This is a genomic window from Pseudorhodobacter wandonensis, assembly GCF_001202035.1.
Taxonomy (GTDB): domain Bacteria; phylum Pseudomonadota; class Alphaproteobacteria; order Rhodobacterales; family Rhodobacteraceae; genus Pseudorhodobacter; species Pseudorhodobacter wandonensis.
On record NZ_LGHT01000045.1, the window covers coordinates 155,065 to 179,668 of the forward strand.

Below are 24,604 nucleotides of genomic sequence, written 5' to 3' on the forward strand. Positions count from 1 at the left end.
AGAACTCATGTGGATATTGGTTAAAACATTTTTTTGAAGGTGTTTTTATTGGCCGATGCTGGTGCCTCCGGCGGGGATATTTTTGGATAGATGATGCGGGTGGGCTTGGCAGAGCAGTCGCCGCAAACCGTTAGGTTTGCGGCCGGGCCCAACATTGAGGCGACGCGGATGCGTCAACGAATGGCGGGAGCTGCCCCTTAGCTGCGATTGCGGCGCAGGGAGCCGGTGAAATCCGACATTCGAAACGCGCCGATCGCTGCGCCAAGGCCGAAATAGCTGACAGCACCCGTGACAATGAGGAGCAACAGCGCACCGTAGCGCCAGCCCTCTGTGTGCAAGGCCGGATCGAGCAACCAAGACATGCCGTAAAGTGTAGCGCCCATCAGAAGTGCGGCGGCAAAGATGCGCGGCGTGCGACGGCGCAGGCGGGCGTCAATTTGCGCGGCTTTGCCCATTTTGCGCGCGCCAAGCCACAGTTGCAGCGCCATAACCCAGCCCGAAAGGGTGGTTGCCCATGCAGCAGCGGCAAAGCCGATAATCGGCAATAGGCCAACCGCAATCGCCAAATTCACGACCATTGAGATCACGGCAAAGTTGAAGGGGCGGCGGCTGTCTTCGCGGGCGTAATACAGGGGTTGCAGAACTTTTTGCAGCACGAATGCAGGCAGGCCGATGCCATAAATTGCCAGTGCCAATGCGGTCGGGCTTGTGTCGGACGCGTCAAAGGCGCCGCGTTCGAACAGCACGGAAATCAGCGGTTGTGCAATCACGATCAGCGCCACGGCCGAGGGCAGCGTTAGTGCCAGCGCAAATTCGGTGCCACGGTTATAGCTGTTCTGGCCGCCATCCTCATCCCCCGCGCGCAGGCGGCGTGACAGGTCGGGCAGCAGAACGGTGCCAATCGCGATGCCCACAACGCCCAAGGGCAGTTGGTACAGCCGGTCGGCATAGCTGAGCCAGGCGACGGCGCCTTCGGTAAAGGACGCAACTTGCCGCCCGACCAGCAGGTTGATCTGCACCACACCGCCCGACAGCACGGCGGGCGCTGCGATGATGGCAAGGCGTTTCAGTTCGGGCGTGATACGGGGCCAGCGCGGCGTCAGGGTAAAGCCTGCGTTGCGCGCCCAGATCCATGCGAAAGCGAACTGAGCAATACCCGTTACCGGCACGGTCCATGCCAGCGTTATCCCCATATCCCAGCCCAGATACCCCGCGACCAGCATGGCCGCGATAAAGATCAGGTTCAGCAGGACCGGCACAAACGAGGCCTCGGTAAAGCGGCCAAGTGTGGTCAGCACCCCAGAAAGCAGCGCCACCAGCGAGATGAACAGGATGTAGACAAAGCTGATGCGCCCGTATTCCACGGCCAGATCAAACCGCGCATCGCCGACAAAGCCCGATGCCATTGCCCAGACCAGCGCAGGCATGGCAATGGTTCCCACAATCGTAAACACGATCAAAATTGCACCCAAAGCCGAAAACGCATCGCGGGCAAAGCCGTGCGGGTCGTCGTTTGCCTCTAGCTTTTTGGCAAACAGCGGCACAAAGGCCATGTTGAACGCGCCCTCGGCGAAAAAGCGGCGAAACATATTGGGCAGGGAGAAGGCAATCAAAAACGCCTCGGCCATAGGGCCGGTGCCCAGATAGGCCGCCATCATCACATCGCGGACAAAGCCCACGCCGCGGCTGGCCAGCGTCCAGCCCCCCACAGTCAGGAAGCCGGAGACCAGTCTGATAGGCTTCATGTTTTTGCCCTTTCGACACCATCGATGATGGCTTGGCGCAATTTGCGCTCTAGCGCGTCTTGCTTGCCGATGGTGTGCAGTTTCAGGCCAAACATGTCTTTGACGTAGAAACTGTCAACCACTTGCGCCCCGAAGGTCGCGATCACAGCCGAGGCGATATAGATGTTATTGGCCGCCAGCGTGCGCGTGAGGTCATAGAGCAGGCCGGGCCGGTCGCGGGTATCAACCTCGACAATCGTATAGATTTCAGAGCCTTCGTTATCAAAGGTGATATGGGTGGGAAAGCGGAACTCGCGTTCGCGTTTCTTCACCTTGTCGCGGTCTTTCAGCGCGTCACGGGCGACGACTTCGCCTTTCAGCGTTTTCTCGATCATGCTGCGCAGGCGCGGCAGGCGAGAGGCCTCATAGGGGTGGCCCTCGCTGTCTTGCAGCCAAAAGACGGCGGTGGCCCAGCCGTCTTTGGAAGTATAGGTGCGGGCATCAACCACGTTCGCCCCGACCAGTGCCAAAGCCCCGGCAAGACGCGAGAAAATGCCGGGGTGGTCGGCCAGCGCAAAGGCGGCGCGGGTGGCATCGCGGTCGGCATCGGGGTGCAGGTCAATGCGGATTTCATCAGACGAGATGTCTTGCAGCAGGGTCGCAAAGACCGCTTGGGTTTCGGTCGGCAGGCCTTGCCAATAGGCGGGGTAATGGCGGCCAAGCTCGGCGCGCACGGCTTTGGCATCCCATGTGGAAAGCCGGTCGCGCAGCAGCTTTTTGGCGGCATCGGCGCGGTGTTCGCGGTTCAGGGTTTCCAAGCCGCCTTCCAGCGCCGTCGTGGTGTCGCGGTACAGCTGGCGCAGCAGCATGGCCTTCCAGTTGTTCCATGTTCCCGGACCAACGCCGCGAATATCGCAAACCGTCAGCACACAGAGCAGATCCAGCCGTTTGCGGGTTTTCACCATTTTGGCAAAATCGCGCACGGTGCGCGGGTCGGACAGATCACGCTTTTGCGCCACGTCCGACATCAGCAGGTGGTTGCGCACCAGCCATTCGACGGTTTCGCATTCGTCGGGGGTCAGCCCAAGGCGCGGTGCCACTTTGCGGGCGATTTGCGCGCCCAGGATAGAATGGTCTTCGGGGCGGCCTTTGCCGATATCATGCAGCAACAGGGCGATGAAAATAACCTTGCGGTTCACGCCTTCCTTTAGGATGTTTGACGCGACGGGCAGCTCTTCGATCAGTTCGCCCCGTTCAATCTGCGCAAGGGTCGAGATACATTGGATTGTGTGCTCATCCACCGTGTAGTGGTGATAGACGTTGAACTGCATCATCGCCACGATCGGCTCAAACTCGGGGATGATGGCCGATAGCACGCCCAATTCGTTCATCCGGCGCAGGCTGCGTTCGGGGTTGCCGTGTTTTAGCAGCAAGTCGAGGAAAATGCGCTGGGTTTCGCGGTCGGCGCGCAAGTCATCGTCAATCAGATGCAGATTGGCGGCGATGGCGCGCATGGCGACGGGGTGGATCAGATAGCCGGTGCGCAGGGCCTCTTCAAAGACGCGGATAAGGTTCAGCGGTTCGGATTTCAAATCCCCGCCACTGCCAAAAACGATGCGGCCTTGTTCCAGTGCAAAGCCGTATTTCAGCTTTTTGCGGCGGCGGAACAGGCCGATCAGCGCGGGTTCGGATTTGGCGTGACGCGCCTCTAGCTGTGTCAGGAAGATGCGGGTCAATTCGCCCACGCGGGTGGCGTGTCGAAAGTAATCCTGCATGAAATATTCAACGGCGCGGCGGCCGGTAGTATCGGTGTAACCCATGCGGGCCGCGACCTCGACTTGCAGGTCAAAGGTAAGCTGATCCATCGCGCGATTGGTGATGTAGTGCAAATGGCAGCGCACATCCCAGAGGAAATTTTCGGCGGTGGCAAAGATGTCGTACTCGTCCTGGGTCAACAAACCTGCCTGAACAAGGCCCGAGGCGGTGCGGACTTCGTGCAGGTATTTGCCGATCCAATACAGGGTTTGCAGATCGCGCAAGCCGCCTTTGCCCTCTTTGACATTGGGTTCCAGAACGTAACGCTGGCCGCCCTGTCGCTTGTGCCGCTCGGCACGTTCTGCCAGTTTGGCCTCGATAAATTCGGGGCCGGTTTTGCGAAAGAGGTCGGACCAAAGGCGCGTGCGCAGGTCTTGGGCGAGTGGCTCTTCGCCTGCCAGAAAGCGGCGTTCCAGCAAGGCGGTGCGGATAGTGATGTCTTCGCGGGCAAGGCGGATGCAATCACGCACGGTGCGGGTGGAATGGCCGACTTTCAGTTTCAAGTCCCACAGCATGTAGAGCATCGACTCAATAACCGACTCGGCCCAGGGCGTGACCTTGTAAGGGGTCAGGAACAGCAGATCGACGTCGGATTGTGGGGCCATTTCGGCCCGGCCATAACCGCCGACGGCGACAACCGCGATGCGCTCGGATTCGGTCGGGTTTGGCAATGGATGCAGAAAAGTGGTGGCGACTTGCAAAGCCGTGCAAACGATGCGGTCGGTTAGCCAGGCATTGGCACGGATCAGGCCACGCGCGGCATGCGGGCTTTCACCAAACGCCTTTTCCAGCCGTGCGTTGGCAGCGGCGCGGGCCTCGGCCAGATGCTGGACGGCGATGGCGCGGGCCTCGCGTCCGGCGCTTTGCTGAACATTGGTGATATCGGCCTTGATGCGATCAAACAGGGCTTGGGCATCGATGATCTGCGCGGGCGGCAGGATCAGGTCATCAAAGCCTAGGTCAGGCAGACTGGGAAAGGGGATACCCGCCGAAGATCCGGCGGGTATGGCTTGGGCCGCTTTGGTGCGGGGCATAGGATGTATCCGTTTGGGTGGTGGGCGAAGTGGTGGGCCGGGTCAGAACCCGGCACCGCCAAAGCTGCGGGGGGCGGCATCAATGATGACCACCTGATTGTCGCGGATTTGTGCAACAGCCAAGCCACGTTCATTGCTGCCATCACCGCGCAGGCGGAAAATGCCGCTGACGCCAACAAAGCCAGAGCTTTGGGTCAAGGCCTGTGCCGTAAGGGCGCCGGAATTGCCTTGTTTGACCAAGGCACCGATTGCAGCAATACCGTCATAGGCAAGGCCCGCGATCGGGTGCGGTTGTTCGCCATAGGCGGCTTGGTAGCGGCTCTGGAATTGTTGATACAGGGCAGGGTCGGGCATCGCGAACCAGCCGCCCTGAACGCCAGGCAAAGCGGTTGTTGCGGTCGGGATATCCCAACGGGTCAGGCCGATGAACTGGGCGACCGAGGGATCAATGCGGTTGTCACGCAAAAGCTGCGTAAGCAGCGGCAACGCGCCGGCGGTATCGGCGGTCATGAAAACGGCTTGTGCACCCGAGCTGCGGACCTGCGCTGCAATTTCGGGGGCCGCATTGACGATACCGTTTTGCGAGAACTCATAGCCCACGCGGCCCACGATCGAGCCGCCTGCATTGGCGACACCGCGTTCGATTGCCACGCGGCCGACTTCGCCGGCAGGGGTGCGGTCATTCACAACCAGAATGTTGCGTTTACCTTGCCCGACTGCAAAGGTCGAAAGCCGGTTGGCTGTGTTTTGAAAGGTTGGGCCAAGCACAAAGACGTTGCCGCCTGCAATGTCGGTGTTGTTGGAAAAGGACAGCACGTTGACTCCACGCGAGGCAACGGCCACGCCTGCCGCATTGGCGTTTTGCGCAAATACCGGGCCGAGGATAATTCCTGCGCCTTCATCAACCGCCCTGATTGCGGCCGCTTGCGCGCCTGCGGGTTTACCCGCTGTGCTGTAAACACGCAGATCGATTTTCACATTGCCGAGATCAGCTATCGCCAGTCTGGCAGCGTTTTCCAACGACCGCGCGAGGACGTCATCACCTGCCGAACCGGACCCGCTGGGAACCAACAGCGCAACTGGCACCGGGGCCGAGGTATCAATTGAGGGGCCAGAGGCGACACCAACGGGCTGACAGGCGGCCACAGCCAAGGCGGAAACAGTAAGTACCGCAGCTTTCAGTGACTTGCGGGCAGAACTTAAAAACGACAACATGCGGGTCCCTCATTCCGGTGGTACAGCAAACAAGACAACCCTATGCGGTTCGGGGAATGAAGTAAACTTTTGAAGGGGCTGGGCAGATGTGTTCTGAACAAAATGATGCAGAAGGCGGCGTTTACAAGGTCGGCGCGTTCCGGCCTGACCCAAGGCCGCTGGCGCCGGGGTTGTATTTTGTCTCGACGCCGATTGGCGCGGCGCGCGATATCACCTTGCGGGGCTTGGATATTTTGGCCAAAGCCGATGTGCTTGCTGCTGAAGATACACGGACGCTGAAACATCTGATGGAAATACATGGCGTCGCGCTGGGTGATCGGCATGTCTTTGCTTATCATGATCATAATGGCGAAATGATGCGGCCCAAGCTGCTGCGCGCGCTGAGTGAAGGGAAATCCGTGGCTTACGCGTCCGAGGCCGGTACGCCCTTGGTGGCCGATCCGGGGTTTCAGCTGGGGCGTGCGGCCATTGCAGAAGGATTGCCGGTTTTGGCGGCACCCGGGGCCTCGGCCGTGTTGGCGGCATTGACTGTTTCGGGCCTGCCGAGCGACCGGTTTTTGTTTGCCGGATTTGCGCCAAACCAAGCCGGTGCGCGCGCAAGAATGCTGAAAGAGCTGGGAGAGGTGCAGGCGACGCTTATTATTTACGAATCACCGAAACGCGTTAACCGCCTGTTAGATGAAATGGTGCAAATTTGGGGGGAAGAACGCGAGGCGGTGGTGTGCCGCGAATTGACCAAACGTTTCGAAGAGGTGACGCGCGGCCGTTTGGGCGATGTGCAACGTGCTTTTGATGGCCGGGCGGTGAAAGGCGAAATTGTTGTGCTTGTTGGGCGGGCCGTCCCGCAACAGTTGGATGCCGACAGCGTGGAAGACCGGTTGCGGACGGCGTTGGCCGTAAAAACGGTAAAAGATGCTGCGGCCGACGTGGCGCTAGAGCTGAATTTGCCCAGGCGCGAGCTGTACCAGCTTGCGTTGCGGCTGAGTAAGGAAGAGGATAAGGAATGAGTGGATTGGTATCTTATCATGCAGGGCTTGCTGCTGAAGATGCAGTGGCACGGCGCTATTTTGATGTGGGCCAGATTTTGGCGGCGGCGCGGTGGCGGGGCGTTTCAGGTGAAATTGATTTGGTCATGCGCGATGGGGCGGCAGTTGTTTTTGTCGAAGTGAAAAAAGCTGCAACGCATGCCAAAGCGGCGGCAAGGCTGACATCGCGGCAAATGGCGCGGATTTATGGTGCTGCTTCCGAGTTTTTGGCAGGTGAGCCGGCGGGGCAGGCTACGGAATGCCGGTTTGATGTTGCCTTGGTTGATGCATACGGGCGTATTGAAGTGTTGGAGAATGCGTTTCAGGGGTGAAAACAATTCGTGATGATGGATTGCAAGGTGGCGAGCCATGCGGCAAGTAGGGGCGTTACAAAAAGGGATGCACTATGAGCCTTAAAGTCGCCTTGCAGATGGATCCGATTGGATCAGTGAATATTGATGCGGATAGTACCTTTCGGATCGCCATTGAGGCGCAAGCGCGGGGGCATTCGCTGTTTTATTACACGCCGGACAAGTTGGCATATCGTGAGGGGCGTGTTGTAGCGCGTGGTTTCCCGATCGAGTTGCGGCGTGAGAAAGGCAATCACGTCAGTTTCGGAGACGAGATCGAGGTCGATCTGGCCGATTTTGATGTTGTGTGGCTGCGCCAGGACCCACCCTTTGACATGGGCTATATCACGACAACGCATGTATTGGACATGATCCACCCCAAGACTTTGGTGGTGAATGATCCATTTTGGGTGCGCAATTTCCCCGAAAAGCTGTTGGTTTTGCGGTTCCCCGATTTGACGCCGCCGACATTGATTGCGCGGGATTTGGCTATGATCCGTGCGTTCAAGGCCGAGCATGGCGATATTATCTTGAAGCCTCTCTATGGCAATGGTGGGGCGGGGGTGTTTCGCTTGGGGCCGGATGACCGGAACCTGTCATCCCTGCATGAATTGTTCTCGGGGATAAATCGTGAGCCTTTGATCGCACAGAAATTCTTACCTGCCGTTTCCAAAGGTGACAAACGGGTGATCTTGGTGAATGGCGAGCCGGTAGGCGCAATCAACCGCGTGCCGCAGCCGGGTGAGACGCGGTCGAATATGCATGTCGGCGGGCGGGCCGAGAAAGTGGAATTGACCGCGCGGGACCGCGAAATTTGTGCGCGGATTGGGCCAACCTTGCGCGACAATGGCCAGATTTTTGTGGGCATCGATGTGATCGGCGATTGGTTGACCGAGATTAACGTCACGTCGCCGACGGGAATACAGGAATTGGAGCGATTCGACGGTACCAATACTGCGGCAAAAATCTGGGAAGTGATTGAGGCAAAGCGGGCCAAAAGTTGATCTGCCCTTGGTTGGCGGGGCCAAGCTCGATGGAACTTGGCCTTTAGGCCTGATGACGCGGATACTTGTCTGCTGGCCTTCAATGACCGGGTAACAACTAGTCGGCGCTGCTTTGGCTTTGCTGGTCAACTTTGAAAACCGAACTCGAGCTCTACGATTTGTCGGTGCCGTGCGAGTCGTAGGTACAATAGATGGCGGGCTGGCCTTTTCTAATCAGTATGTGGCTGTGTTGGTTCAGGCTGTCGTGAATAGGCCGTGGCAAATGGCCTATCTGACGTTGACTGGTAAATTTTCCGGCAGCGATAGGACGCTTCCCCTATGTGTCTGTTTGCCCGATTGACAGGCGAAAGCTGACGGCCTCGGCGATGTGCCGGCTGCGAACCTCGGCGGAATGGTCTAGGTCGGCGATGGTGCGGGCGACGCGTAGCACGCGGTGATACCCGCGCGCTGAAAGGCCGAAACGTTCTGCGACGCGGGCAAGCAGGGCTTTTCCATCACTGTCGGGGGTCGCGAAAGTATCAAGCAATGCGCCCTCGGCTTCGGCATTCACCCGTACGCCGATTGACGCCGCATAGCGTTTGGATTGCACGGCGCGGGCGGTAGCCACGCGCGCAGCGATAGTCGCGGAAGATTCGCCAGCATTGGGTAAATCGAGGTCGGAATAGGCCACAGGCGGCACCTCGACCCGCAGATCGAAGCGGTCCATCAGCGGGCCCGAGATGCGGCCGAGGTAATCCTCACCGCATACGGGAACACGGGCGCAGGCGCGGGCAGGTTCGGCCAGATAGCCACATTTGCACGGGTTGGCGGCTGCAATCAGCAAGAAACGGCAAGGATAGCGGATATGCGCATTGGCGCGGGCGACCACGACTTCGCCGGTTTCTATTGGCTGTCGCAGGGTTTCCAGCACGGTGCGGGGAAATTCGGGAAATTCGTCCATAAACAGGACGCCATTATGGGCAAGGCTGATTTGCCCCGGTTTCGCGCCACGCCCGCCGCCCACGATAGCGGCCATTGAGGCGGTGTGATGTGGTTCGCAAAATGGGCGTTGGCGCGAGATGCCGCCTTCGGACAAAAGGCCCGCGAGCGAGTGAATCATTGAGGTTTCAAGCGCTTCAGCAGCCGAAAGTGGAGGCAAAATGCCGGGCAGACGGGCCGCGAGCATGGATTTACCTGAACCAGGCGAGCCAACCATCAGCAAGTGGTGGCGACCGGCCGCTGCGATTTCGAGCGCGCGTTTGGCGCGTTCCTGGCCTTTGACATCGGCAAAGTCGCGGCTGTGGGTTTGGGGCTGAACCTCGCCCGCCTCGGCCGGGGTAATCGGGGCCTGTCCGGTGAAATGGCGCACGACTTCATCCAAAGTGGCGGCGCCGAGGACTTGGGTCGCGCCGACCCATGCAGCTTCGGGGCCGCAGGCGCGGGGGCATAAGAGGCTGCGGTCTTGCTCGGCGGCGGCCATGGCGGCGGGAAGGGCGCCTATGACGGGAACGAGGCGGCCATCGAGAGAAAGCTCGCCCAAAGCCACAGTGTTTTCAACGGCATCACGGGGGATGATTTCCAAGGCGGCGAGCAGCGCCAAAGCGATCGGAAGGTCGAAATGCGAGCCTTCCTTGGGCAGATCGGCGGGCGAAAGGTTAACGGTGATACGTTTGGAGGGCAGCGCGATGGACATCGACGCAAGGGCCGCGCGGACGCGTTCACGGGCCTCGGACACGGCTTTGTCAGGCAAACCAACGATGCCGAATTGCGGAAGGCCTGCGGCGAGGGCGCATTGCACCTCAACCATCCGCGCCTCGACGCCTTCGAACGCCACTGTATAGGCCCGCGCAACCATTGCCCCAACTCCTGTTAACCTTGGTTAAGCTGTAGCGGGGCAATGGTTTACGAAGTGTGAACGGGCTTAAGAATTACAGAGGGCCATGAATTTCGGCCATGCCTGTGGGTCGGCTACAGTTTTATCGCGGCAAAAAGCGTTGCAAAAGCCCCAGACGCGGCCGTCCAGTTCCATAAAATGCGTGACGGGTTTATCAGAATAGGGGCAAGCGGCGTTGATAGAGGGGCCGGTCGCAACAGCTTTGGCGGCGAGCGGTGCGGGGCCGGGCCATGGGCGGCGAGGGTAGCTGCGGAAGTAATTGTCTTGATCGGCGCCATCCGCATGGCCCATCGCGCGCCATTGGCGGAAGGGTTGATGCGCAAGATGGGCCGCGACATAGGCGGCGGCCTCGGGGCCAACGGTAAGGTTATAGCCCGCGATACGACCCGCGACAGGGGCAAAAAACGCATCGGCGGCGCAGTAATCGCCGCAAAGCCACGGCGTATTGCTTCCGGTTTCGGAACGCGCCCACGCCCAAAGGGTTTGAAGGCGCGCCAGATCGGCCAGGACTGCCTCGGGGGCCGCGCAATCGGTATAGCTGACGCGCAGGTTCATCGGGCAATGGGTGCGCAATGCGGTAAAGCCTGCGTGCATTTCAGCCATCAAGACACGGGCCACGGCGCGGGCCTTTGGATCTTGGGGTAAAAGGCCTGCTTCGGGGTGGCGGGTGGTCAGTTCCTCGGCCATGGCAATGCTGTCGGGCACCACAACGCCGTCAGGTGTGCGCATTACCGGCACAGTACGGGCAGGTTGGAAATACGCCAAAAGCTGTGGCAGCTCATCAGTATAAAGCCGCGCCTTTTGGGTTTTGACGGGGATGCCAAAGGCGTTGAATAGCAGCCAGCCGCGCAGGCTCCAACTGGAATAGGCGCGGTCACCGATGGCAAGGTCATAGGTCATATAGGTATCCTTTGGACGGGCGTTGTGGCTGAAAACGGTCTGGGTTCAGGGTGTTTTAGCGCGCAGGGTTGGTCAAGAAAAACAAAGCTTTGTGCGTGTATTCATCACGGAATGTGATTGATGCGCCCGGCCGACCATGTACCGTCATAGGTGATTTCGGTTACAGAGAGATTGTCGATTTTATAGCTGAAGGCCTCATACCCGCTGATGCCGAGGGCGCGTTGGACCTGCGTCAGGATAGCGCCGAAATGGGCGACGATGATGATGTCGTCATGGTCCAGCAAGCGGCCCATCGCGGCGTTGACGCGGGCGCAAACGGTTTTCCAGCTTTCACCATTCGGCGGGGCGATGGTGCCCGGTTCTTCCCAAAAGCGGCGAATGTGGGCTTGGTCCTGGACTTCGGTGAAATGCTGCAACTCCCAATCGCCAAAGTGAATTTCGCGCAGGTCGGGGTCATGCGGCAGGCGAGGGCGCGTGCCCGCAATGGCATCGGCTGTGGTCGTGGCACGCAGCAGGGTTGATGAGATGACAGGCGCCAGTGGCAAATGGGCGGCCAGTCGGGCAATGGCTGCGGTATCGGACAGATCGGCAGGCAGGTCAGACCAACCGACCAGCGTTTTGGCATGGGTTGGCCCGTGGCGGACAAGGTGAAAGCGCGTCACAAGCTTCCTTTCAGCGCCAGCGGAATGCCAGAGATGACAGCGACCACAAGGTCGGCTTGCGCGGCCATTTCCTGGTTCAGCCGCCCCTGCGCATCGCGAAACCGCCGTGCAAGGGCGTTTTCGGGAACGATTGACCAGCCAAGTTCATTCGTGACGACAACCACGGGGGCGGCACAGGTACGCAGTGCAGTCAGCAGGCCTGCCGTTTCGGCCGACAGGTCGCTTTCGTCCAGCAGGCAATTGGTCAGCCACATCGTCGCGCAATCCAGCAGCACCACGCTGTTTGCAGGGGCCTGCCCGAGGGCACTGGCGACATCGCGCGGGGCCTCGATGGTTTGCCAGTCAGTGCCGCGATCTGTGCGATGTGCGTTGATTTTGACGCGCATTTCATCATCCCAGATGCGCGCAGTGGCAATGTAAATGCGCGGGCGGTTTGTCGCAGTAACGAGCCCCTCTGCATAACGTGATTTGCCAGATTTTGCGCCACCTGTGACGATTGTAAGCGGGGAAAGCGTGGTTTTGGTCACTTGGATTGATCCAATCGGCGGGGGGATACGTAGAGATATTGTAACGGCGTTAACACTTGGGGGTTAAGTATGGCACAAGCTGGATATAGCGACCAAACCATGTCGCGCCAAGCGATGAAGGCGGAACTTCTGGATGCTGAAACCGAATTGCGGCTGGCCTATGCCTGGCGTGACCGGCGTGATGAGGCGGCACTGCATCGGTTGATCACGGCCTATATGCGCCTGGCGATCAGCATGGCGTCCAAATTCCGCCGCTATGGCGCGCCAATGAATGATCTGATCCAAGAGGCGTCTTTGGGCCTGATGAAGGCGGCAGACAAGTTTGACCCCGACCGTGGCGTGCGGTTTTCAACCTATGCCGTTTGGTGGATTAAAGCGAGCATTCAGGACTATGTGATGCGCAATTGGTCGATGGTGCGCACGGGGTCAACCAGCAGCCAAAAGGCGCTGTTTTTCAATCTGCGTCGGGTGCAGGCCAAGATAGAGCGCGAGGCTGGCCAGCGCGGCGAGGCACTTGATGGCCATCAGTTGCGCGCGCTGATCGCAAGCGAAATCGGTGTTCCGGTGCAGGATGTTGAAATGATGGACGGGCGGCTTGGCGGCTCGGACTATTCGTTGAATGCGACCCAATCATCCGAGGATGAGGGGCGTGAATGGATTGACGCCCTTGAGGATGACGGCATGCAAGCCGCCGATCTGGTCGAAGACAGCCATGACCGCGCACATCTGCGCAATTGGTTGGTCAGCGCGATGAACGGGTTGACCCCGCGTGAAAGGTTTATCATTGCCGAACGCAAACTGCGCGATGACTGCCGCACATTAGAGTCTTTGGGCACAGAACTGGGGTTGTCGAAAGAGCGGGTGCGGCAGTTGGAAGCAGCGGCCTATGTAAAGCTGCGCCGCAGTCTTGAAACCCGCAACCGCGAGGTGCATCATTTCTTGTGATGAAATATGGTGCGATCTTGCTGGCGATGATGACCTCTCTCGGGGCAAATGCGGCTGCACAACAGGTTTCAGTAGCGGAATTGCCCGCAGTCTCGCCTGCGCGAATTGTGATCTTGGGCGAAATCCATGACAACCCGACACATCACCTGACCCAAGCAGACCTTGTCGCGCGCTGGGCCCCCAAAGCAATCGTGTTTGAAATGCTGACCCCGGCGCAGGCAGCTTCGGCCAAAGATGTGGACCGCAAAGACAAAGCCGCGATGGAGGCGGCGCTGGGCTGGGCAGGGACGGGCTGGCCCGATTACGCAATGTATCACCCGATTTTTGCCGCGTCAGGCGGGGCACGGCTTTATGGCGCGGCGCTAGATCACGACGAGGTGCGCCGCGCGGTCAAGGTCGGCGCGGCGGCTGTGTTCGGCGATGATGCCGCAAAGTTCGGTCTTGCCCAACCTCTATCCGCAACCGAGCAAGCCGCGCGTGAGGCTGACCAGTTGCGCGCCCATTGCGACGCGCTTCCGGCGGAAATGCTATCGGGAATGGTTGAGGCACAAAGGCTGCGCGATGCGGCATTTGCACGTACGGCCCTGACCGCATTGCAGGAAACCGGCGGGCCGGTGGTGGTGATAACAGGTTCGGGCCATGCCGACAGGCTACGTGGCGTTCCTGCGGCATTGGCGGTAGCAGCCCCGGATTTGCCGGTTTTCAGCCTCGGGCAAATCGAAGGCGAGCCAGACGACACCCCGCCGTTTGATCGATGGATCGTCACCGATGTTACCCCGCGCGACGACCCCTGCGCCGGTTTCAAGAAACCCTGACCGGTTTTTTGACAATACTATCCCGATGGGCACATTGTTTTCTAAAAATGTCCTTTGGGCCAAGAGCGGCAGGGTGCTTGATTTGAACATGTCAAACCCCGTTCACAGCAGCCAAAAATGGCGTTAGGGTGCAGCGAACCCAAGAGCGGATGGAACATTCATGTTGGCAGGCAAGCGCATATTATTGGTGATCGGTGGCGGGATTGCAGCATTCAAATCGCTCGATCTAATCCGGCGCTTGCGAGAGCGTGGGGCGCATGTCACGCCTGTGTTGACGCGGGCAGGCGAACAGTTCGTGACCCCTTTATCCGTTTCGGCGCTGGCAGGTTCAAAACTTTACCGCGACCTGTTCGACCTGACGGATGAGGCCGAGATGGGGCACATTCAATTGTCGCGCTCGGCCGATTTGATCGTCGTGGCGCCGGCGACTGCGGATTTGATGGCGAAAATGGCGCAGGGGCGGGCGGATGATTTGGCATCGACCTTGCTTTTGGCGACCGACACGCCGGTACTGGTTGCGCCGGCGATGAATGTGCGGATGTGGCAGCATGCCGCGACCCAACGCAATATGGCCTTGCTGCGCGGCGATGGTATCGGCTTTGTCGGCCCGAATGAGGGTGACATGGCCTGCGGAGAATTCGGGCCGGGCCGGATGGCCGAACCGATGGAAATTGTAGCCGCGATCGAGGGCCAATTTGCCGAAGGGCCATTGGTGGGCAAACATGTTCTGGTGACCTCGGGGCCGACGCATGAACCGATTGATCCGGTACGCTATATCGCCAACCGGTCCTCGGGGGCGCAAGGCACGGCAATTGCGGCGGCGCTGCGCGATCTGGGGGCGCGGGTGACATTTGTGACCGGCCCTGCCGTGGTGCCTGCGCCCGAGGGAGTTGATGTGCAACGGGTTGAAACGGCAGCGCAAATGCTGGCAGCCGTTGAGGCGGCCTTGCCAGCCGATGCGGCGGTTTTTGCAGCGGCGGTGGCTGATTGGCGGGTGGCCAATGCGGCAGGGCAAAAGATGAAAAAAGACGGTTCGGGCAAAGCGCCCGAGCTGGAATTTGCCGAGAACCCGGATATTTTGGCGCGTGTGTCAAAAATGGCAGCAGGCCGTCCGGGGCTGGTGGTAGGATTTGCCGCTGAAACCGATGATGTAATTGCCCATGCCACAGCCAAGCGGTTGCGCAAGGGCTGTGATTGGATCGTGGCCAATGATGTGTCGCCAGCGACGGGCATCATGGGGGGGGCCGAGAATGCGGTGACGGTGATATCGGACAAAGGGCCCGAGAGCTGGCCCCGGATGGGCAAGGCAGAGGTGGCGCAACGCTTGGCCGCGCGGATAGCGCAGTCGCTTGGATCTTGACGCATTTTTTGCAAAAATGCGGCCTCCGGCGGGGATATTTAGAGATAGATGATAGGGCGCAGAAAGTTGGGCCCGGCGATGGGATTGCCGTTGGGGGCGCGTTCATAGGTTTCCGGTTGATTGAAACCTGCCCTATAGGCCCCTATGAAGATGCGGCAGCTGTTGGAGGTCGAATATGCAGATCAAGGTTCTGGACGCGCGGGTATTTGAGTGGGGGTTGCCAAGTTTCCAAACCGAAGGCGCAGCTGCGATTGACCTTTTTGCCTGTGTTGATGGTGTTATTCGCATTGAGGCACAGCGCCCTGCAGTTCTTATTAAATCCGGTATCGCAATTTCTTTTGGGGATGCGTCGGTGGCGGGTCTTGTTTTGCCGCGATCGGGGTTGGGGCATAAGAAGGGGCTCGTGCTTGGGAATACGGTCGGGCTGATCGACTCGGATTATGCGGGCGAGATATTGATAAGCGTTTGGAATCGCAGCCCCATTGACAGTTTGCCGATTGAGATAACCGCGGGCGAGCGTATTGCGCAGTTGGTTTTCGTTCCGATTGTCCGGCCAGAGTTTGAGGTTGTCGAAGAGTTCAGCCTTCAAACTGCGCGGGGGGCTGGCGGGTTCGGCTCTACCGGAAGCTAAAGATTGGGATATTGGTATGATCGGGGTTTTGGGATTTGGTGTTCTGGTCTTGGGGTACCGGTTTTTACCTCGACGGTTGGCGGTTGGATTGGCCGTGCTTTGGTGGGGGCTTTTGGTGGCGGTGCAGTCGCCGCTGTTGCCGCAGCCCAATCGGGCAGCGGCCATTTTGGGCGGCAGTCTAAGTGCTTGGCTGATGTTAGGGGCCGTTGCCGTGGTTGTGTTCGGGTACTGGCTTGGGTTGCGCGCATTGCGACGCAAGGGGGCGGCGCATAAGCCGGTTGCCGACGATCCAAAGGCGTTTCGACCTGCCGAGCTGGAACGCTATGCCCGCCATATCATGCTGCGCGAGATTGGCGGGGCGGGGCAGCGGCGGCTAAAGGATGCCGGTGTTTTGGTGGTGGGGGCTGGCGGTTTGGGCAGCCCTGCGCTGTTGTATTTGGCGGCGTCGGGGGTGGGGCGGATCGGGGTGATCGATGCGGATGTAGTCGAAAACTCGAACCTGCAGCGGCAAGTGATCCACACCGATGATCGGATCGGTCTGCCAAAGGTGCAATCGGCTGTGATTGCCATGCAGGCATTGAACCCGTTTGTGGACCTGCGGCCTTATGCGCGGCGCTTGGATGCAGCAAGCGCAGAAGTGATTGCCGATTATGATCTGATTCTGGACGGGACCGATAATTTCGACACGCGCTACTTGATAAACCGCCTATGTGTGGCGGCGGGCAAGCCGCTGATTGCGGCGGCGATCACGCAATGGGAAGGCCAGATTAGCCTTTATGACCCTGCGCGCGGTGGCCCGTGCTTTGAGTGCGTTTTTCCAAACAGGCCGGCGGATGGAATGGTGCCGACCTGTGCCGAGGCGGGGGTGGCAGCACCTTTGCCGGGGGTGATTGGCACAATGATGGCGATGGAGGCGGTGAAATATCTGACCCATGCGGGTCAGGGATTGCGTGGCCGATTGATGATCTATGACGGGCTTTACAGCGAGGCGCGGGTGATTGCGACCAAATCGCGGGCAGGCTGTGCGGCCTGTGGGGCAAAGCCCTAGAGCGCTTGGTTTGTGGTAACAGCAATACCTGACGCACCGGGTCTCTTGATGTCTGCGCATGGATTGAAAGGAACGCTGTCAGAAACGGCCGCATATTCAGTGCGGATTTCTTTCAGATTCAGGTGTATACTGCTGCTGAACAAGGGGAGGGCAGTCATGCAACTTTTTGACGGCGTGAATTGGTTGGCGGTTGGCTTGGGGGCGCTTGCATCCTTTGCCTTTGGCTGGTTTTGGTATTCACCCAAAGGGTTTTACCCGGCATGGAGCGCTTCGGCCAAGGTTACCCACCAGCAGGGCGACCCGATGGGGGCGGCGTTTGGCTCTTTGGTTGTTGGATTGTTGCTTTACGCAACTTTTGTTGGCGTCATGATGGCGCGGGGGCAGTTGGGGCCATTGGTCTTGGGGATATTGGCCTTTGTAATTATGGCGTATTCGAACAATGCCTTTAAGAAACTGGGTGCGGTCAGTCGCTCTATCGATGCGGGAAGTTGGGCCGCATCGGGTGCTTTGATGATTTTGGCGCAGCTTTTACTTTAGCGGCGATGGCGGCGGTGGCTGGACATTCCCGATTTGGTGGCTAACCTTGCGCCAAATTATTCTTACGGGAGCCTGACCCATGAAACTACACCTAGCGCTTGGCCTTGCAGCCCTTTTGTCTGGACCAGTCTTTGCGGCTGATTTGCCGGATCTGGGCGGCAAAGAAATTACCATTGTCACCGAGAATGCCTATCCGCCGTTGCAATTCACCAAGGATGGCGTTGCGATGGGTTGGGAATATGACGCGGTGGCCGAAATCGCCAAGCGGCTGAACCTGAATGTGGCCTATGAGAATATTTCCTGGGATGCGATGATTCCGGCGGTGTCGGAAGGCCAGTTCGACATGGGCATGACAGGCATCACGATTCGCGATGACCGGAAAGAAAAAGTTGATTTTTCGGATGCTTATATGCGGTCGGAAATGGTGATGCTGGTGCGCGGCGATGAAACGCGCTTTGATGACGCCAAATCTTTTGCCGCCAATCCTGATCTGTTGATGGCCGCCCAGCCCGGAACAACGCCGTTTTATGTTGGCGTCTATGAGGTATTGGATGGCAATGAGGCCAACCCGCGCATCAAGATGTTTGAAACCTTTGGCGCAGGTGTGCAGGCCTTGCGCAACGGAGATGTTGATCTGGCGTTGACAGATAGCACGGGTGGTGCGGGCTATGTTGCTGCATCCGAAGGCAAGCTGAAAATCGTTGGCGACAAATTGGGGGCCGAGGATTTCGGCTTTATCTTCCCCAAAGGCTCGGATTTGGTGGCGCCGATCAATGCGGCGATTGCCGATATGCAGGCCGATGGCACGATGGATGCGCTGAATAAGCGGTGGTTTGTTGACTACAGCTTTGGCGGCTGATGCGCCCCGTACAAGATAGGCCGGATTTTCCTTATTGGCTGCTGATCCTGATCGGGATTGGCAGCTACTTGTTTTGGCATGTCTTGTCCGACGATCTTTATGCCCAGGTGCTGACAACGCTGTCCAAAGGGATCTGGACGACGGTGATGGTAACAGTTGTGGCCTTTGGTATGGCGGCGGGGTTGGGCCTGCTGCTGGCGGTTGCTGCCGGGTCGCGGTTTATCATCATCCGGCAAGTCACGCGGTTTTACATTGAGGTGGTGCGCGGTGTGCCGATCATCGTGCTGTTGCTTTATGTCGCCTTTGTGCTGGCACCGGCTTTGGTGGATTTGTGGAACTGGCTAACGGGGTTTCTGGGCGCCGAGCCTGCGCGCAACCGCGACTTTTCTTTGCTTTGGCGGGCGGTGATTGCTTTGACCATCGCCTATTCGGCCTTTTTGGCCGAGGTGTTTAGGGCGGGGCTTGCCTCGGTCGATCGGGGGCAGATCGAGGCTGCCGAGGCGCTGGGCCTGTCACGCTGGCACACCTTTCGCCTCGTTGTTTTCCCCCAAGGTTTCAGGGTGATTTTGCCGCCACTTGGCAATGATTTTGTTGCAATGGTGAAAGACAGCTCGCTGGTGTCGGTGTTGGGCGTTACCGATATTACGCAGTTGGGCAAAGTTACGGCAGCGGGCAACTTCCGGTATTTTGAGACATATAACGTGGTGGCACTGGTTTACCTGACCATGACGATCGGCCTGTCATTGGCGCTGCGAAGGTTGGAGAAACGAATGCGGCAGGGGCAACAGCGCTAGTTTACTCTTCTAGCAGCAAATACAGCGCGAGGATGGTCATGGCTATACCCGCCAACACGCCCACTGGTGGTACGCCCCGCCCCAAGGCGATTTCCCATAAAATGACCCAAGACGGTGTAAGGTAGGTATAGGCCATGACTTTGGCCGAGGGTAGGCGCAAAGACGCGTATTGCAACAAGACGAAAGTTGCGGCACTGGCCGCAACCGAGACATAGGCCAGCGTTATCCAGACGATAGGTGGCATCGCGGCCCAGTTGGTGGCGCACAGGGCGGGCCACGCCCAGAGTGCCAGAACCAGAGTGCCAGCGACCATGGTACCAAAACTGAAAACGACGGCGGATTCGCCCCGGTTCAATTTGCGGACCATGGGGGCATAGACGGCGTGGCAGACGCAGCCCCAGAAATAAATCATCTCGCCACCGCCGATGTGAAAACCCATAAGCGCTTGCCAATCGGCACGAAAAATGACCCAAGCGGCCCCGGCGGCTCCTATAGTCAAAGCGAGTGCCATGCGCGGCGTAGTGCGCTGTCGCAACAATATCCAGCCAAATCCGGCGGCCAGCAAGGGTGTCAGGGTAAAGACGGCGGCGGTAGAGACAGGGGCTGCCGTTTTCAGCCCTTCGAACATCAGCACAAAATAGATTGCCAGCAATCCGCCCAAGATCAGATAGCGCCACGGGGCCGCAAAAGCGCAGCGGCTAAAACCGTTGGTGGTAAGTGCTGCCGTGCCAACGATGACCGAGGCGATGACAAAGCGCAATGTTGTCAGGGCAGCGGGGTCGACATAAGGGGCGGCCATCGCGCCCAGCGAAAACGAACCTGCGACCAAAGCCGAGAAGGCCAGCATTGCCAGATGACCATGTAATGAGGCTTGGCGCGGCGCGGCTAAAGGCCTTGGCATTCGGCGGCGGCTTTCTTGATGTGGGTCAGAAAACGCTGCACTTTTAGCGTGCGATGCAGATCGACATGGGTGACCAGCCACAGATTGACCGACCATTCGGGACGGGGTGGCAAAACCTCGATCAGATCGGGGAATTGCTGTGCGGCCACACGTGACATAAAGCCAAGGCCGGCCCCTGCGCAGATCGCATCATAAATCGGCGCAGGTTCGGCCGCGCGAAAGCGCATTGCTTCAACCGGGACCAGATCGCGCAGCCAAAGCGAAAACGGTGCACGGCTTTCTATATTGTCATTGACGACGAATTGGTGCCGGGCCAGATCAGCATCGACTTTGGGCAGACCATGTTCCTCGGCATAGCTGGGGGCGGCATAGAGCGCGTGATTTAGCGACATAAAGGGTTGCACGACATAGTCCGGCTCGGACGGGGCAGAGCCCGCACGGATGGCGACATGGGCCTCGCCATAGTCGAGCCGGAACAGCCTTTGGCCCGTCAGAAAGCGTAGGGTGATGTTTGGATGGGCCTGCTGGAACTGCGCAAGGACTTTTGCCAGATGGTGGCTGATATCGGCGACAGAGGTGATGATAAGCTCGCCGGTGACAGTTTGGCCGTGGTCTTTGATGCGGTTCGACAGTTGGATAAACTGGTCTTCGGCCATTTGGGCCACGGCCAGCAGATCGCGGCCCGCTTCGGTGGCGGTATAGCCGCGGGCGTGGCGTTGGAACAGCTTTTCGCCAAGGCGCTTTTCCAAGCTGTCGATATGGCGGATCACGGTGGCATGGTGGACGCCCAGCACCTCGGCTGCACTGGAAACGGTGCCCAAACGTGCCACATGAAACGCTGTTCTGATTTCGTCCCAGTTGTCCATCTGACGGCCTTTGCGTTGCGCGTTGATCTGTAGCCTATTGCATCGGAGGCCTTGCTTAAAGCCGCTAATCATGCATTTTTGCGCCGCACAGGCCGGTAAACCCGGGCTGTGCGGCTTGACTCTACGATCGCATGGGCCTATCAGCCCCGTAATTCCCCGGAAGTGTGTTGCTTCCGGTCCCATGGCTTTTGCCGGGATCGCCATCTGTCAGCGCGTTGCGCCCACAGGTGCCGCCTTGCATTGGTTTTTCGTCGCCGGTTCCTATATCGGTCTTTTGCAACAGCCCAAGGAGGCAGCCCATGTTCGAGAATCTATCAGAACGCCTAGGCGGTGTCTTTGATCGGCTGACCAAGCAAGGCGCGCTGACCGAGGCCGATGTTGAAACCGCGCTGCGCGAAGTGCGTGTGGCCCTGCTCGAGGCTGACGTCTCGCTGCCGGTGGCGCGTGACTTTGTGAAAAAGGTCGCGGCCAAGGCGGCCGGTCAGCATGTCACCAAGTCGGTAACACCGGGCCAGCAAGTCGTGAAAATCGTTCATGACGAGCTGATCAAGGTTCTGGCAGGTGACGGCGAACCTGACGCGCTGAAAATTGACAACCCGCCTGCGACGATCCTGATGGTCGGTCTGCAAGGCTCGGGTAAAACGACTACCACTGCGAAATTGGCCAAACGGCTGAAAGAGCGGATGGGAAAGCGGGTGCTGCTCGCCTCGCTTGATACAAACCGCCCTGCGGCGATGGAGCAGTTGGCGATTTTGGGCAGCCAGATCGGCGTGGACAGCCTGCCGATTGTGAAAGGCGAGTCTGCAGTGCAGATTGCCAAGCGCGCCAAGGTTCAGGCCTCGATGGGCGGCTATGACGTGGTGTTCCTTGATACCGCAGGCCGTTTGCACATTGACCAAGTGTTGATGGATGAAATCCAAGCGGTACGCGATATTGCCCAGCCGCGTGAAACGCTGTTGGTGGTTGACGGTCTGACTGGTCAGGACGCCGTGAATGTCGCGACCGAGTTCGACGGCAAGGTTGGCATTTCAGGCGTTGTTCTGACGCGGATGGATGGCGATGGTCGTGGCGGTGCGGCGCTGTCGATGCGGGCGGTAACGGGCAAGCCTATCCGCTTTGTCGGTCTTGGCGAAAAGATGGACGCGCTGGAAACCTTTGAGGCCGAGCGCGTTGCTGGCCGTATCTTGGGCATGGGCGACATTGTTGCGCTGGTTGAAAAGGCGCAAGAGACGTTTGAGGCCGAAGCTGCCGAGCGCATGGCCAAGCGTTTTGCCAAGGGTCTGTTCAACATGAACGACCTGAAAAGCCAGCTTGAGCAGATGATGAAAATGGGCGGCATGCAGGGCCTTATGGGCATGATGCCGGGCATGGGCAAAATGGCGAAGCAGGCCGAGGCGGCGGGTTTCGATGATACCATGCTGAAGCGCCAGATCGCGCTGATCAACTCGATGACCAAGCGCGAACGTGCCAACCCTGATCTGTTGGCCGCCAGCCGCAAAAAGCGGATCGCGGCAGGCGCGGGGCTTGAGGTTCAAGAATTGAACCGTTTGCTGAAGCAGCACAAGCAAATGGCTGATATGATGAAGAAAATGGGCAAAGGTGGCGGTATGAAAGCGGCCATCAAGCAGATGATGGGGGGCAAAGGCATGCCTGACCCGTCGCAGATGACGCCCGAACAGATGGAAGAAGCCGCGCGCGGAATGAAGCAAGGGCTTGGCATGGGCCGTGGCGGATTTCCGGGCATGGGCGGCGGCATGAGCCTGCCACCGGGCCTGTCTGGCATGATGAAGAAGAAATGACGATGAACCCCGAAGCAAGCACAGATGCAGACCGCGCAGCCAAGCTGCTGAAAGCGCACCGTGACAGCATTGACCGTCTGGACGCAATTCTGGTTTATACTTTGGCCGAGCGGTTCAAGCAGACCCAAGCCGTGGGCAAGTTGAAGGCTTCGCATGATTTGCCTGCCTCTGACCCAAGCCGCGAGGCGCGCCAGATCGAGCGGTTGGAATGGTTGTCGAAAGAAGCCGACCTTGACCCCGAATTTGCCAAGAAATTCCTGACCTTCATCATATCCGAAGTGATCAGGCATCACGAGATACTACAGAAATAACCAAATAACGGTGCGCTGAAGCACACCCTACACCAAACCTAAGGAGACTATACTATGTCGATGAAAATCCGTCTTGCCCGTGGTGGTTCTAAAAAGCGCCCTCACTATTCGATCGTTGCAACTGACAGCCGTATGCCACGCGACGGCCGCTTCCTGGAAAAGCTGGGCACTTATAACCCACTGCTGGCCAAAGATTCCGAAGACCGCGTGAAAATGGACATGGAGCGCGTTCAGTACTGGTTGAGCCAAGGCGCACAGCCTACCGATCGTGTTGCACGTTTCTTGGAAGCTGCCGGCGTGCGTGAAAAGAAAGTTCGCAACAACCCGAAAGCGGCTGTTCCCGGCAAGCGTATGGCTGAATTGACAGCGAAAAAAGCTGCGCGTTCGGCTGCTCCGGCAGAAGCTGACGCTGAATAATCGGCCCGGCCCGTGAAAGGCCAGTATGACAAGGCCTTTCAGGCCGAGTTACGCGATTTGATGCGCTGGCGGCGCGATGTGCGCCGCTTTCGCGCCGATCCGGTAGAGGCAGCGGTCTTGGACCGCTGCCTTTCTGCGTTCTCGCTGGCGCCTTCGGTCGGGTTATCCGAGCCGTGGCGCGTGATTGCGGTGGAAAGTGATGCAGCCCGTGCTGCGGCTTTGGCGAATTTCGAGGCCGAGAATGCCGAGGCTTTGGCAGGATACGGCAGTGAAAAGGCCAAGATTTACGCGGGGCTAAAACTGTCTGGTATGCGCGAGGCACCGGTGCAATTGGCGGTGTTCAGTGATGATGGCACAGCCAAAGGCGCTGGTCTGGGTGCGCAATCGATGCCGGAAACGCGCGCCTATTCTGTGGTCGGGGCAATCACTTTGTTCTGGCTTGCCGCACGCGCCGAAGGGTTGGGGATTGGCTGGGTATCGATCATTGATCCCGTGAAACTGGCGCGGGATTTGGACGTGCCTGACAGTTGGCGGCTGATTGGTTATCTTTGTGTTGGTTGGCCCGAGATCGAGACAAAAACCCCTGAATTGGAAACCGCAGGCTGGGAAAAACGCAGCCCTGCTTTGTTTGTGGAGCGCCGCTAATGGCCAAACCTGACCCCAACAACCAGATTTGTGTTGGCGCGATTACCGGCTCTTTCGGGGTGCGCGGTGAGGTGCGGCTGAAAAGCTTTTGCGCCGAACCGACGGCGCTGGCTGAATATGGGCCTTTGTTTACCGAGGATGGCAGCCGCAGTTTCAATGTGACATTGACGCGGCCTGTCGCCGGTGGTCTGGGCGCGCGGCTGACCGGTGTGGCAACCAAGGAAGAGGCGGATGCCTTGCGCGGAACCAGCCTGTTCGTGTCGCGCGATAAGCTGCCGGCCCTGCCGGATGATGAGTTTTACCATGCCGATCTGATCGGGTTGGAGGCGCGCGATACTGGCGGTGCTTTGCTGGGCACTGTGACAGCGGTGCACAACCATGGTGCAGGCGATGTGCTGGAAATTGGTGGCGGTGGCAAGCCTTCGATGCTGCTGCCTTTTACCATGGCTACGGTGCCAACCGTTGATCTGGCGGCGCGGCGGGTTGTGATCGATCTGCCCGAGGGGCTGGATTAGACGCATCAGGCCGGAGTGCCTAAGTAAGCCCA

Annotated in this window: 25 protein-coding genes; 16 read left to right on the plus strand and 9 right to left on the minus strand. The window is 58.8% G+C overall.

The window, feature by feature from the left end; genetic code table 11:
• Window positions 1-197: 197 nt before the first annotated feature.
• Genes murJ through AKU79_RS18365 form a run of 3 tightly spaced genes read right to left on the minus strand, consistent with a single transcriptional unit; the run spans window position 198 to window position 5,788 of the window.
• A complete protein-coding gene (gene murJ / locus AKU79_RS18355; protein WP_050525038.1) occupies window positions 198-1,745 on the minus strand; it encodes a murein biosynthesis integral membrane protein MurJ in 1,548 nt (515 codons plus the stop codon).
• Window positions 1,742-4,573, minus strand: a complete 2,832-nt coding sequence (locus AKU79_RS18360; RefSeq protein ID WP_050525039.1) for a [protein-PII] uridylyltransferase — start codon at window positions 4,571-4,573, stop codon at window positions 1,742-1,744. The genes murJ and AKU79_RS18360 overlap by 4 nt, the downstream gene beginning before the upstream one ends.
• Before the next feature lie 42 nt (window positions 4,574-4,615).
• Window positions 4,616-5,788, minus strand: a complete 1,173-nt coding sequence (locus tag AKU79_RS18365; protein WP_050525040.1) for a penicillin-binding protein activator — start codon at window positions 5,786-5,788, stop codon at window positions 4,616-4,618.
• A gap of 86 nt (window positions 5,789-5,874) precedes the next feature.
• On the opposite strand from AKU79_RS18365, the gene rsmI reads away from it, so the two are divergent.
• The 3 genes from rsmI (at window position 5,875) to gshB (ending at window position 8,167) form a co-directional block, all read left to right on the plus strand.
• Window positions 5,875-6,795 carry a 16S rRNA (cytidine(1402)-2'-O)-methyltransferase gene (gene rsmI, locus AKU79_RS18370; protein WP_082224119.1) on the plus strand — a complete coding sequence of 307 codons (921 nt, stop codon included), beginning with the start codon at window positions 5,875-5,877 and terminating at the stop codon, window positions 6,793-6,795.
• Window positions 6,792-7,145 (plus strand): YraN family protein, encoded by a 354-nt coding sequence (locus tag AKU79_RS18375; protein ID WP_050525041.1) that lies wholly within the window; start codon window positions 6,792-6,794, stop codon window positions 7,143-7,145. Before rsmI ends, AKU79_RS18375 begins: the two co-directional genes overlap by 4 nt.
• A gap of 74 nt (window positions 7,146-7,219) precedes the next feature.
• A complete protein-coding gene (gene gshB, locus AKU79_RS18380) occupies window positions 7,220-8,167 on the plus strand; it encodes a glutathione synthase (protein WP_050525042.1) in 948 nt (315 codons plus the stop codon).
• 316 nt (window positions 8,168-8,483) lie between these two features.
• On the opposite strand, the gene AKU79_RS18385 is transcribed toward gshB, so the two are convergent.
• The 4 genes from AKU79_RS18385 to cobU all read right to left on the minus strand — a co-directional run bounded on the left by AKU79_RS18385 (window position 8,484) and on the right by cobU (window position 12,129).
• A complete protein-coding gene (locus tag AKU79_RS18385; protein ID WP_050525043.1) occupies window positions 8,484-10,001 on the minus strand; it encodes a YifB family Mg chelatase-like AAA ATPase in 1,518 nt (505 codons plus the stop codon).
• A gap of 66 nt (window positions 10,002-10,067) precedes the next feature.
• On the minus strand, window positions 10,068-10,940 hold the full coding sequence (locus tag AKU79_RS18390) for a glutathione S-transferase (protein ID WP_050525044.1): 873 nt from the start codon (window positions 10,938-10,940) through the stop codon (window positions 10,068-10,070).
• A 104-nt stretch (window positions 10,941-11,044) separates the two neighbouring features.
• Window positions 11,045-11,602 carry a histidine phosphatase family protein gene (locus AKU79_RS18395; protein WP_050525045.1) on the minus strand — a complete coding sequence of 186 codons (558 nt, stop codon included), beginning with the start codon at window positions 11,600-11,602 and terminating at the stop codon, window positions 11,045-11,047.
• Complete coding sequence (gene cobU, locus AKU79_RS18400; RefSeq protein ID WP_231580235.1) at window positions 11,599-12,129, minus strand: bifunctional adenosylcobinamide kinase/adenosylcobinamide-phosphate guanylyltransferase; 531 nt, start codon at window positions 12,127-12,129, stop codon at window positions 11,599-11,601. The genes AKU79_RS18395 and cobU overlap by 4 nt, the downstream gene beginning before the upstream one ends.
• Window positions 12,130-12,198: 69 nt before the next feature.
• On the opposite strand from cobU, the gene AKU79_RS18405 reads away from it, so the two are divergent.
• The 8 genes from AKU79_RS18405 to AKU79_RS18440 all read left to right on the plus strand — a co-directional run bounded on the left by AKU79_RS18405 (window position 12,199) and on the right by AKU79_RS18440 (window position 19,118).
• The gene (locus AKU79_RS18405) at window positions 12,199-13,074 is read left to right on the plus strand and encodes an RNA polymerase factor sigma-32 (protein ID WP_050525047.1); all 876 of its coding nucleotides are present in this window, start codon (window positions 12,199-12,201) and stop codon (window positions 13,072-13,074) included.
• Entirely contained in the window at window positions 13,074-13,889 is an 816-nt protein-coding gene (locus AKU79_RS18410; RefSeq protein WP_050525048.1) for a ChaN family lipoprotein, read from the plus strand. Before AKU79_RS18405 ends, AKU79_RS18410 begins: the two co-directional genes overlap by 1 nt.
• 160 nt (window positions 13,890-14,049) lie before the next feature.
• Window positions 14,050-15,249 (plus strand): bifunctional phosphopantothenoylcysteine decarboxylase/phosphopantothenate--cysteine ligase CoaBC, encoded by a 1,200-nt coding sequence (gene coaBC / locus AKU79_RS18415; protein ID WP_050525049.1) that lies wholly within the window; start codon window positions 14,050-14,052, stop codon window positions 15,247-15,249.
• 175 nt (window positions 15,250-15,424) lie between these two features.
• Window positions 15,425-15,880, plus strand: coding sequence for a dUTP diphosphatase (dut, locus tag AKU79_RS18420; protein WP_050525050.1), 456 nt, complete (start codon window positions 15,425-15,427; stop codon window positions 15,878-15,880).
• A gap of 16 nt (window positions 15,881-15,896) precedes the next feature.
• Window positions 15,897-16,928, plus strand: coding sequence for a HesA/MoeB/ThiF family protein (locus AKU79_RS18425; RefSeq protein WP_050525051.1), 1,032 nt, complete (start codon window positions 15,897-15,899; stop codon window positions 16,926-16,928).
• 156 nt (window positions 16,929-17,084) lie between these two features.
• Entirely contained in the window at window positions 17,085-17,465 is a 381-nt protein-coding gene (locus tag AKU79_RS18430) for a DUF1761 family protein (protein ID WP_050525052.1), read from the plus strand.
• A 79-nt stretch (window positions 17,466-17,544) separates the two neighbouring features.
• Window positions 17,545-18,324, plus strand: coding sequence for a transporter substrate-binding domain-containing protein (locus tag AKU79_RS18435; protein WP_050525053.1), 780 nt, complete (start codon window positions 17,545-17,547; stop codon window positions 18,322-18,324).
• Window positions 18,324-19,118, plus strand: coding sequence for an amino acid ABC transporter permease (locus tag AKU79_RS18440; RefSeq protein ID WP_050525054.1), 795 nt, complete (start codon window positions 18,324-18,326; stop codon window positions 19,116-19,118). Before AKU79_RS18435 ends, AKU79_RS18440 begins: the two co-directional genes overlap by 1 nt.
• 1 nt (window position 19,119) lies before the next feature.
• Here AKU79_RS18440 and AKU79_RS18445 read toward each other — a convergent pair whose 3' ends face one another.
• Both AKU79_RS18445 and AKU79_RS18450 read right to left on the minus strand, forming a co-directional pair.
• On the minus strand, window positions 19,120-20,019 hold the full coding sequence (locus tag AKU79_RS18445) for a DMT family transporter (protein WP_082224121.1): 900 nt from the start codon (window positions 20,017-20,019) through the stop codon (window positions 19,120-19,122).
• Window positions 20,004-20,885, minus strand: a complete 882-nt coding sequence (locus AKU79_RS18450; protein WP_050525056.1) for a LysR family transcriptional regulator — start codon at window positions 20,883-20,885, stop codon at window positions 20,004-20,006. The genes AKU79_RS18445 and AKU79_RS18450 overlap by 16 nt, the downstream gene beginning before the upstream one ends.
• A 299-nt stretch (window positions 20,886-21,184) precedes the next feature.
• Here AKU79_RS18450 and ffh point away from each other — a divergent pair, with 299 nt between their 5' ends.
• Genes ffh through rimM form a run of 5 tightly spaced genes read left to right on the plus strand, consistent with a single transcriptional unit; the run spans window position 21,185 to window position 24,572 of the window.
• The gene (ffh, locus tag AKU79_RS18460; RefSeq protein WP_050525058.1) at window positions 21,185-22,684 is read left to right on the plus strand and encodes a signal recognition particle protein; all 1,500 of its coding nucleotides are present in this window, start codon (window positions 21,185-21,187) and stop codon (window positions 22,682-22,684) included.
• Window positions 22,681-22,995: a chorismate mutase gene (locus AKU79_RS18465; RefSeq protein WP_231580236.1), complete on the plus strand. Its 315-nt coding sequence runs from the start codon at window positions 22,681-22,683 to the stop codon at window positions 22,993-22,995. Before ffh ends, AKU79_RS18465 begins: the two co-directional genes overlap by 4 nt.
• A gap of 54 nt (window positions 22,996-23,049) precedes the next feature.
• Entirely contained in the window at window positions 23,050-23,412 is a 363-nt protein-coding gene (gene rpsP / locus AKU79_RS18470) for a 30S ribosomal protein S16 (RefSeq protein ID WP_050525060.1), read from the plus strand.
• A 12-nt stretch (window positions 23,413-23,424) separates the two neighbouring features.
• Window positions 23,425-24,057 carry a 5,6-dimethylbenzimidazole synthase gene (gene bluB / locus AKU79_RS18475; protein ID WP_269430782.1) on the plus strand — a complete coding sequence of 211 codons (633 nt, stop codon included), beginning with the start codon at window positions 23,425-23,427 and terminating at the stop codon, window positions 24,055-24,057.
• Window positions 24,057-24,572, plus strand: coding sequence for a ribosome maturation factor RimM (rimM, locus tag AKU79_RS18480; protein WP_050525061.1), 516 nt, complete (start codon window positions 24,057-24,059; stop codon window positions 24,570-24,572). The genes bluB and rimM overlap by 1 nt, the downstream gene beginning before the upstream one ends.
• Window positions 24,573-24,604: the final 32 nt, after the last annotated feature.

Coding starts and splice junctions, on each gene's coding strand:
- rimM (WP_050525061.1), top strand. CDS start 24,057: ATGGCCAAACCTGACCCCAACAACCAGATTTGTGTTGGCGCGATTACC.
- AKU79_RS18450 (WP_050525056.1), bottom strand. CDS start 20,885: ATGGACAACTGGGACGAAATCAGAACAGCGTTTCATGTGGCACGTTTG.
- AKU79_RS18440 (WP_050525054.1), top strand. CDS start 18,324: ATGCGCCCCGTACAAGATAGGCCGGATTTTCCTTATTGGCTGCTGATC.
- AKU79_RS18430 (WP_050525052.1), top strand. CDS start 17,085: ATGCAACTTTTTGACGGCGTGAATTGGTTGGCGGTTGGCTTGGGGGCG.
- ffh (WP_050525058.1), top strand. CDS start 21,185: ATGTTCGAGAATCTATCAGAACGCCTAGGCGGTGTCTTTGATCGGCTG.
- AKU79_RS18365 (WP_050525040.1), bottom strand. CDS start 5,788: ATGTTGTCGTTTTTAAGTTCTGCCCGCAAGTCACTGAAAGCTGCGGTA.
- AKU79_RS18375 (WP_050525041.1), top strand. CDS start 6,792: ATGAGTGGATTGGTATCTTATCATGCAGGGCTTGCTGCTGAAGATGCA.
- coaBC (WP_050525049.1), top strand. CDS start 14,050: ATGTTGGCAGGCAAGCGCATATTATTGGTGATCGGTGGCGGGATTGCA.
- AKU79_RS18410 (WP_050525048.1), top strand. CDS start 13,074: ATGAAATATGGTGCGATCTTGCTGGCGATGATGACCTCTCTCGGGGCA.
- AKU79_RS18465 (WP_231580236.1), top strand. CDS start 22,681: ATGACGATGAACCCCGAAGCAAGCACAGATGCAGACCGCGCAGCCAAG.
- AKU79_RS18385 (WP_050525043.1), bottom strand. CDS start 10,001: ATGGTTGCGCGGGCCTATACAGTGGCGTTCGAAGGCGTCGAGGCGCGG.
- dut (WP_050525050.1), top strand. CDS start 15,425: ATGCAGATCAAGGTTCTGGACGCGCGGGTATTTGAGTGGGGGTTGCCA.
- AKU79_RS18425 (WP_050525051.1), top strand. CDS start 15,897: ATGATCGGGGTTTTGGGATTTGGTGTTCTGGTCTTGGGGTACCGGTTT.
- AKU79_RS18390 (WP_050525044.1), bottom strand. CDS start 10,940: ATGACCTATGACCTTGCCATCGGTGACCGCGCCTATTCCAGTTGGAGC.
- AKU79_RS18445 (WP_082224121.1), bottom strand. CDS start 20,019: ATGCCAAGGCCTTTAGCCGCGCCGCGCCAAGCCTCATTACATGGTCAT.
- AKU79_RS18435 (WP_050525053.1), top strand. CDS start 17,545: ATGAAACTACACCTAGCGCTTGGCCTTGCAGCCCTTTTGTCTGGACCA.
- gshB (WP_050525042.1), top strand. CDS start 7,220: ATGAGCCTTAAAGTCGCCTTGCAGATGGATCCGATTGGATCAGTGAAT.
- rsmI (WP_082224119.1), top strand. CDS start 5,875: ATGTGTTCTGAACAAAATGATGCAGAAGGCGGCGTTTACAAGGTCGGC.
- murJ (WP_050525038.1), bottom strand. CDS start 1,745: ATGAAGCCTATCAGACTGGTCTCCGGCTTCCTGACTGTGGGGGGCTGG.
- AKU79_RS18360 (WP_050525039.1), bottom strand. CDS start 4,573: ATGCCCCGCACCAAAGCGGCCCAAGCCATACCCGCCGGATCTTCGGCG.
- rpsP (WP_050525060.1), top strand. CDS start 23,050: ATGTCGATGAAAATCCGTCTTGCCCGTGGTGGTTCTAAAAAGCGCCCT.
- AKU79_RS18405 (WP_050525047.1), top strand. CDS start 12,199: ATGGCACAAGCTGGATATAGCGACCAAACCATGTCGCGCCAAGCGATG.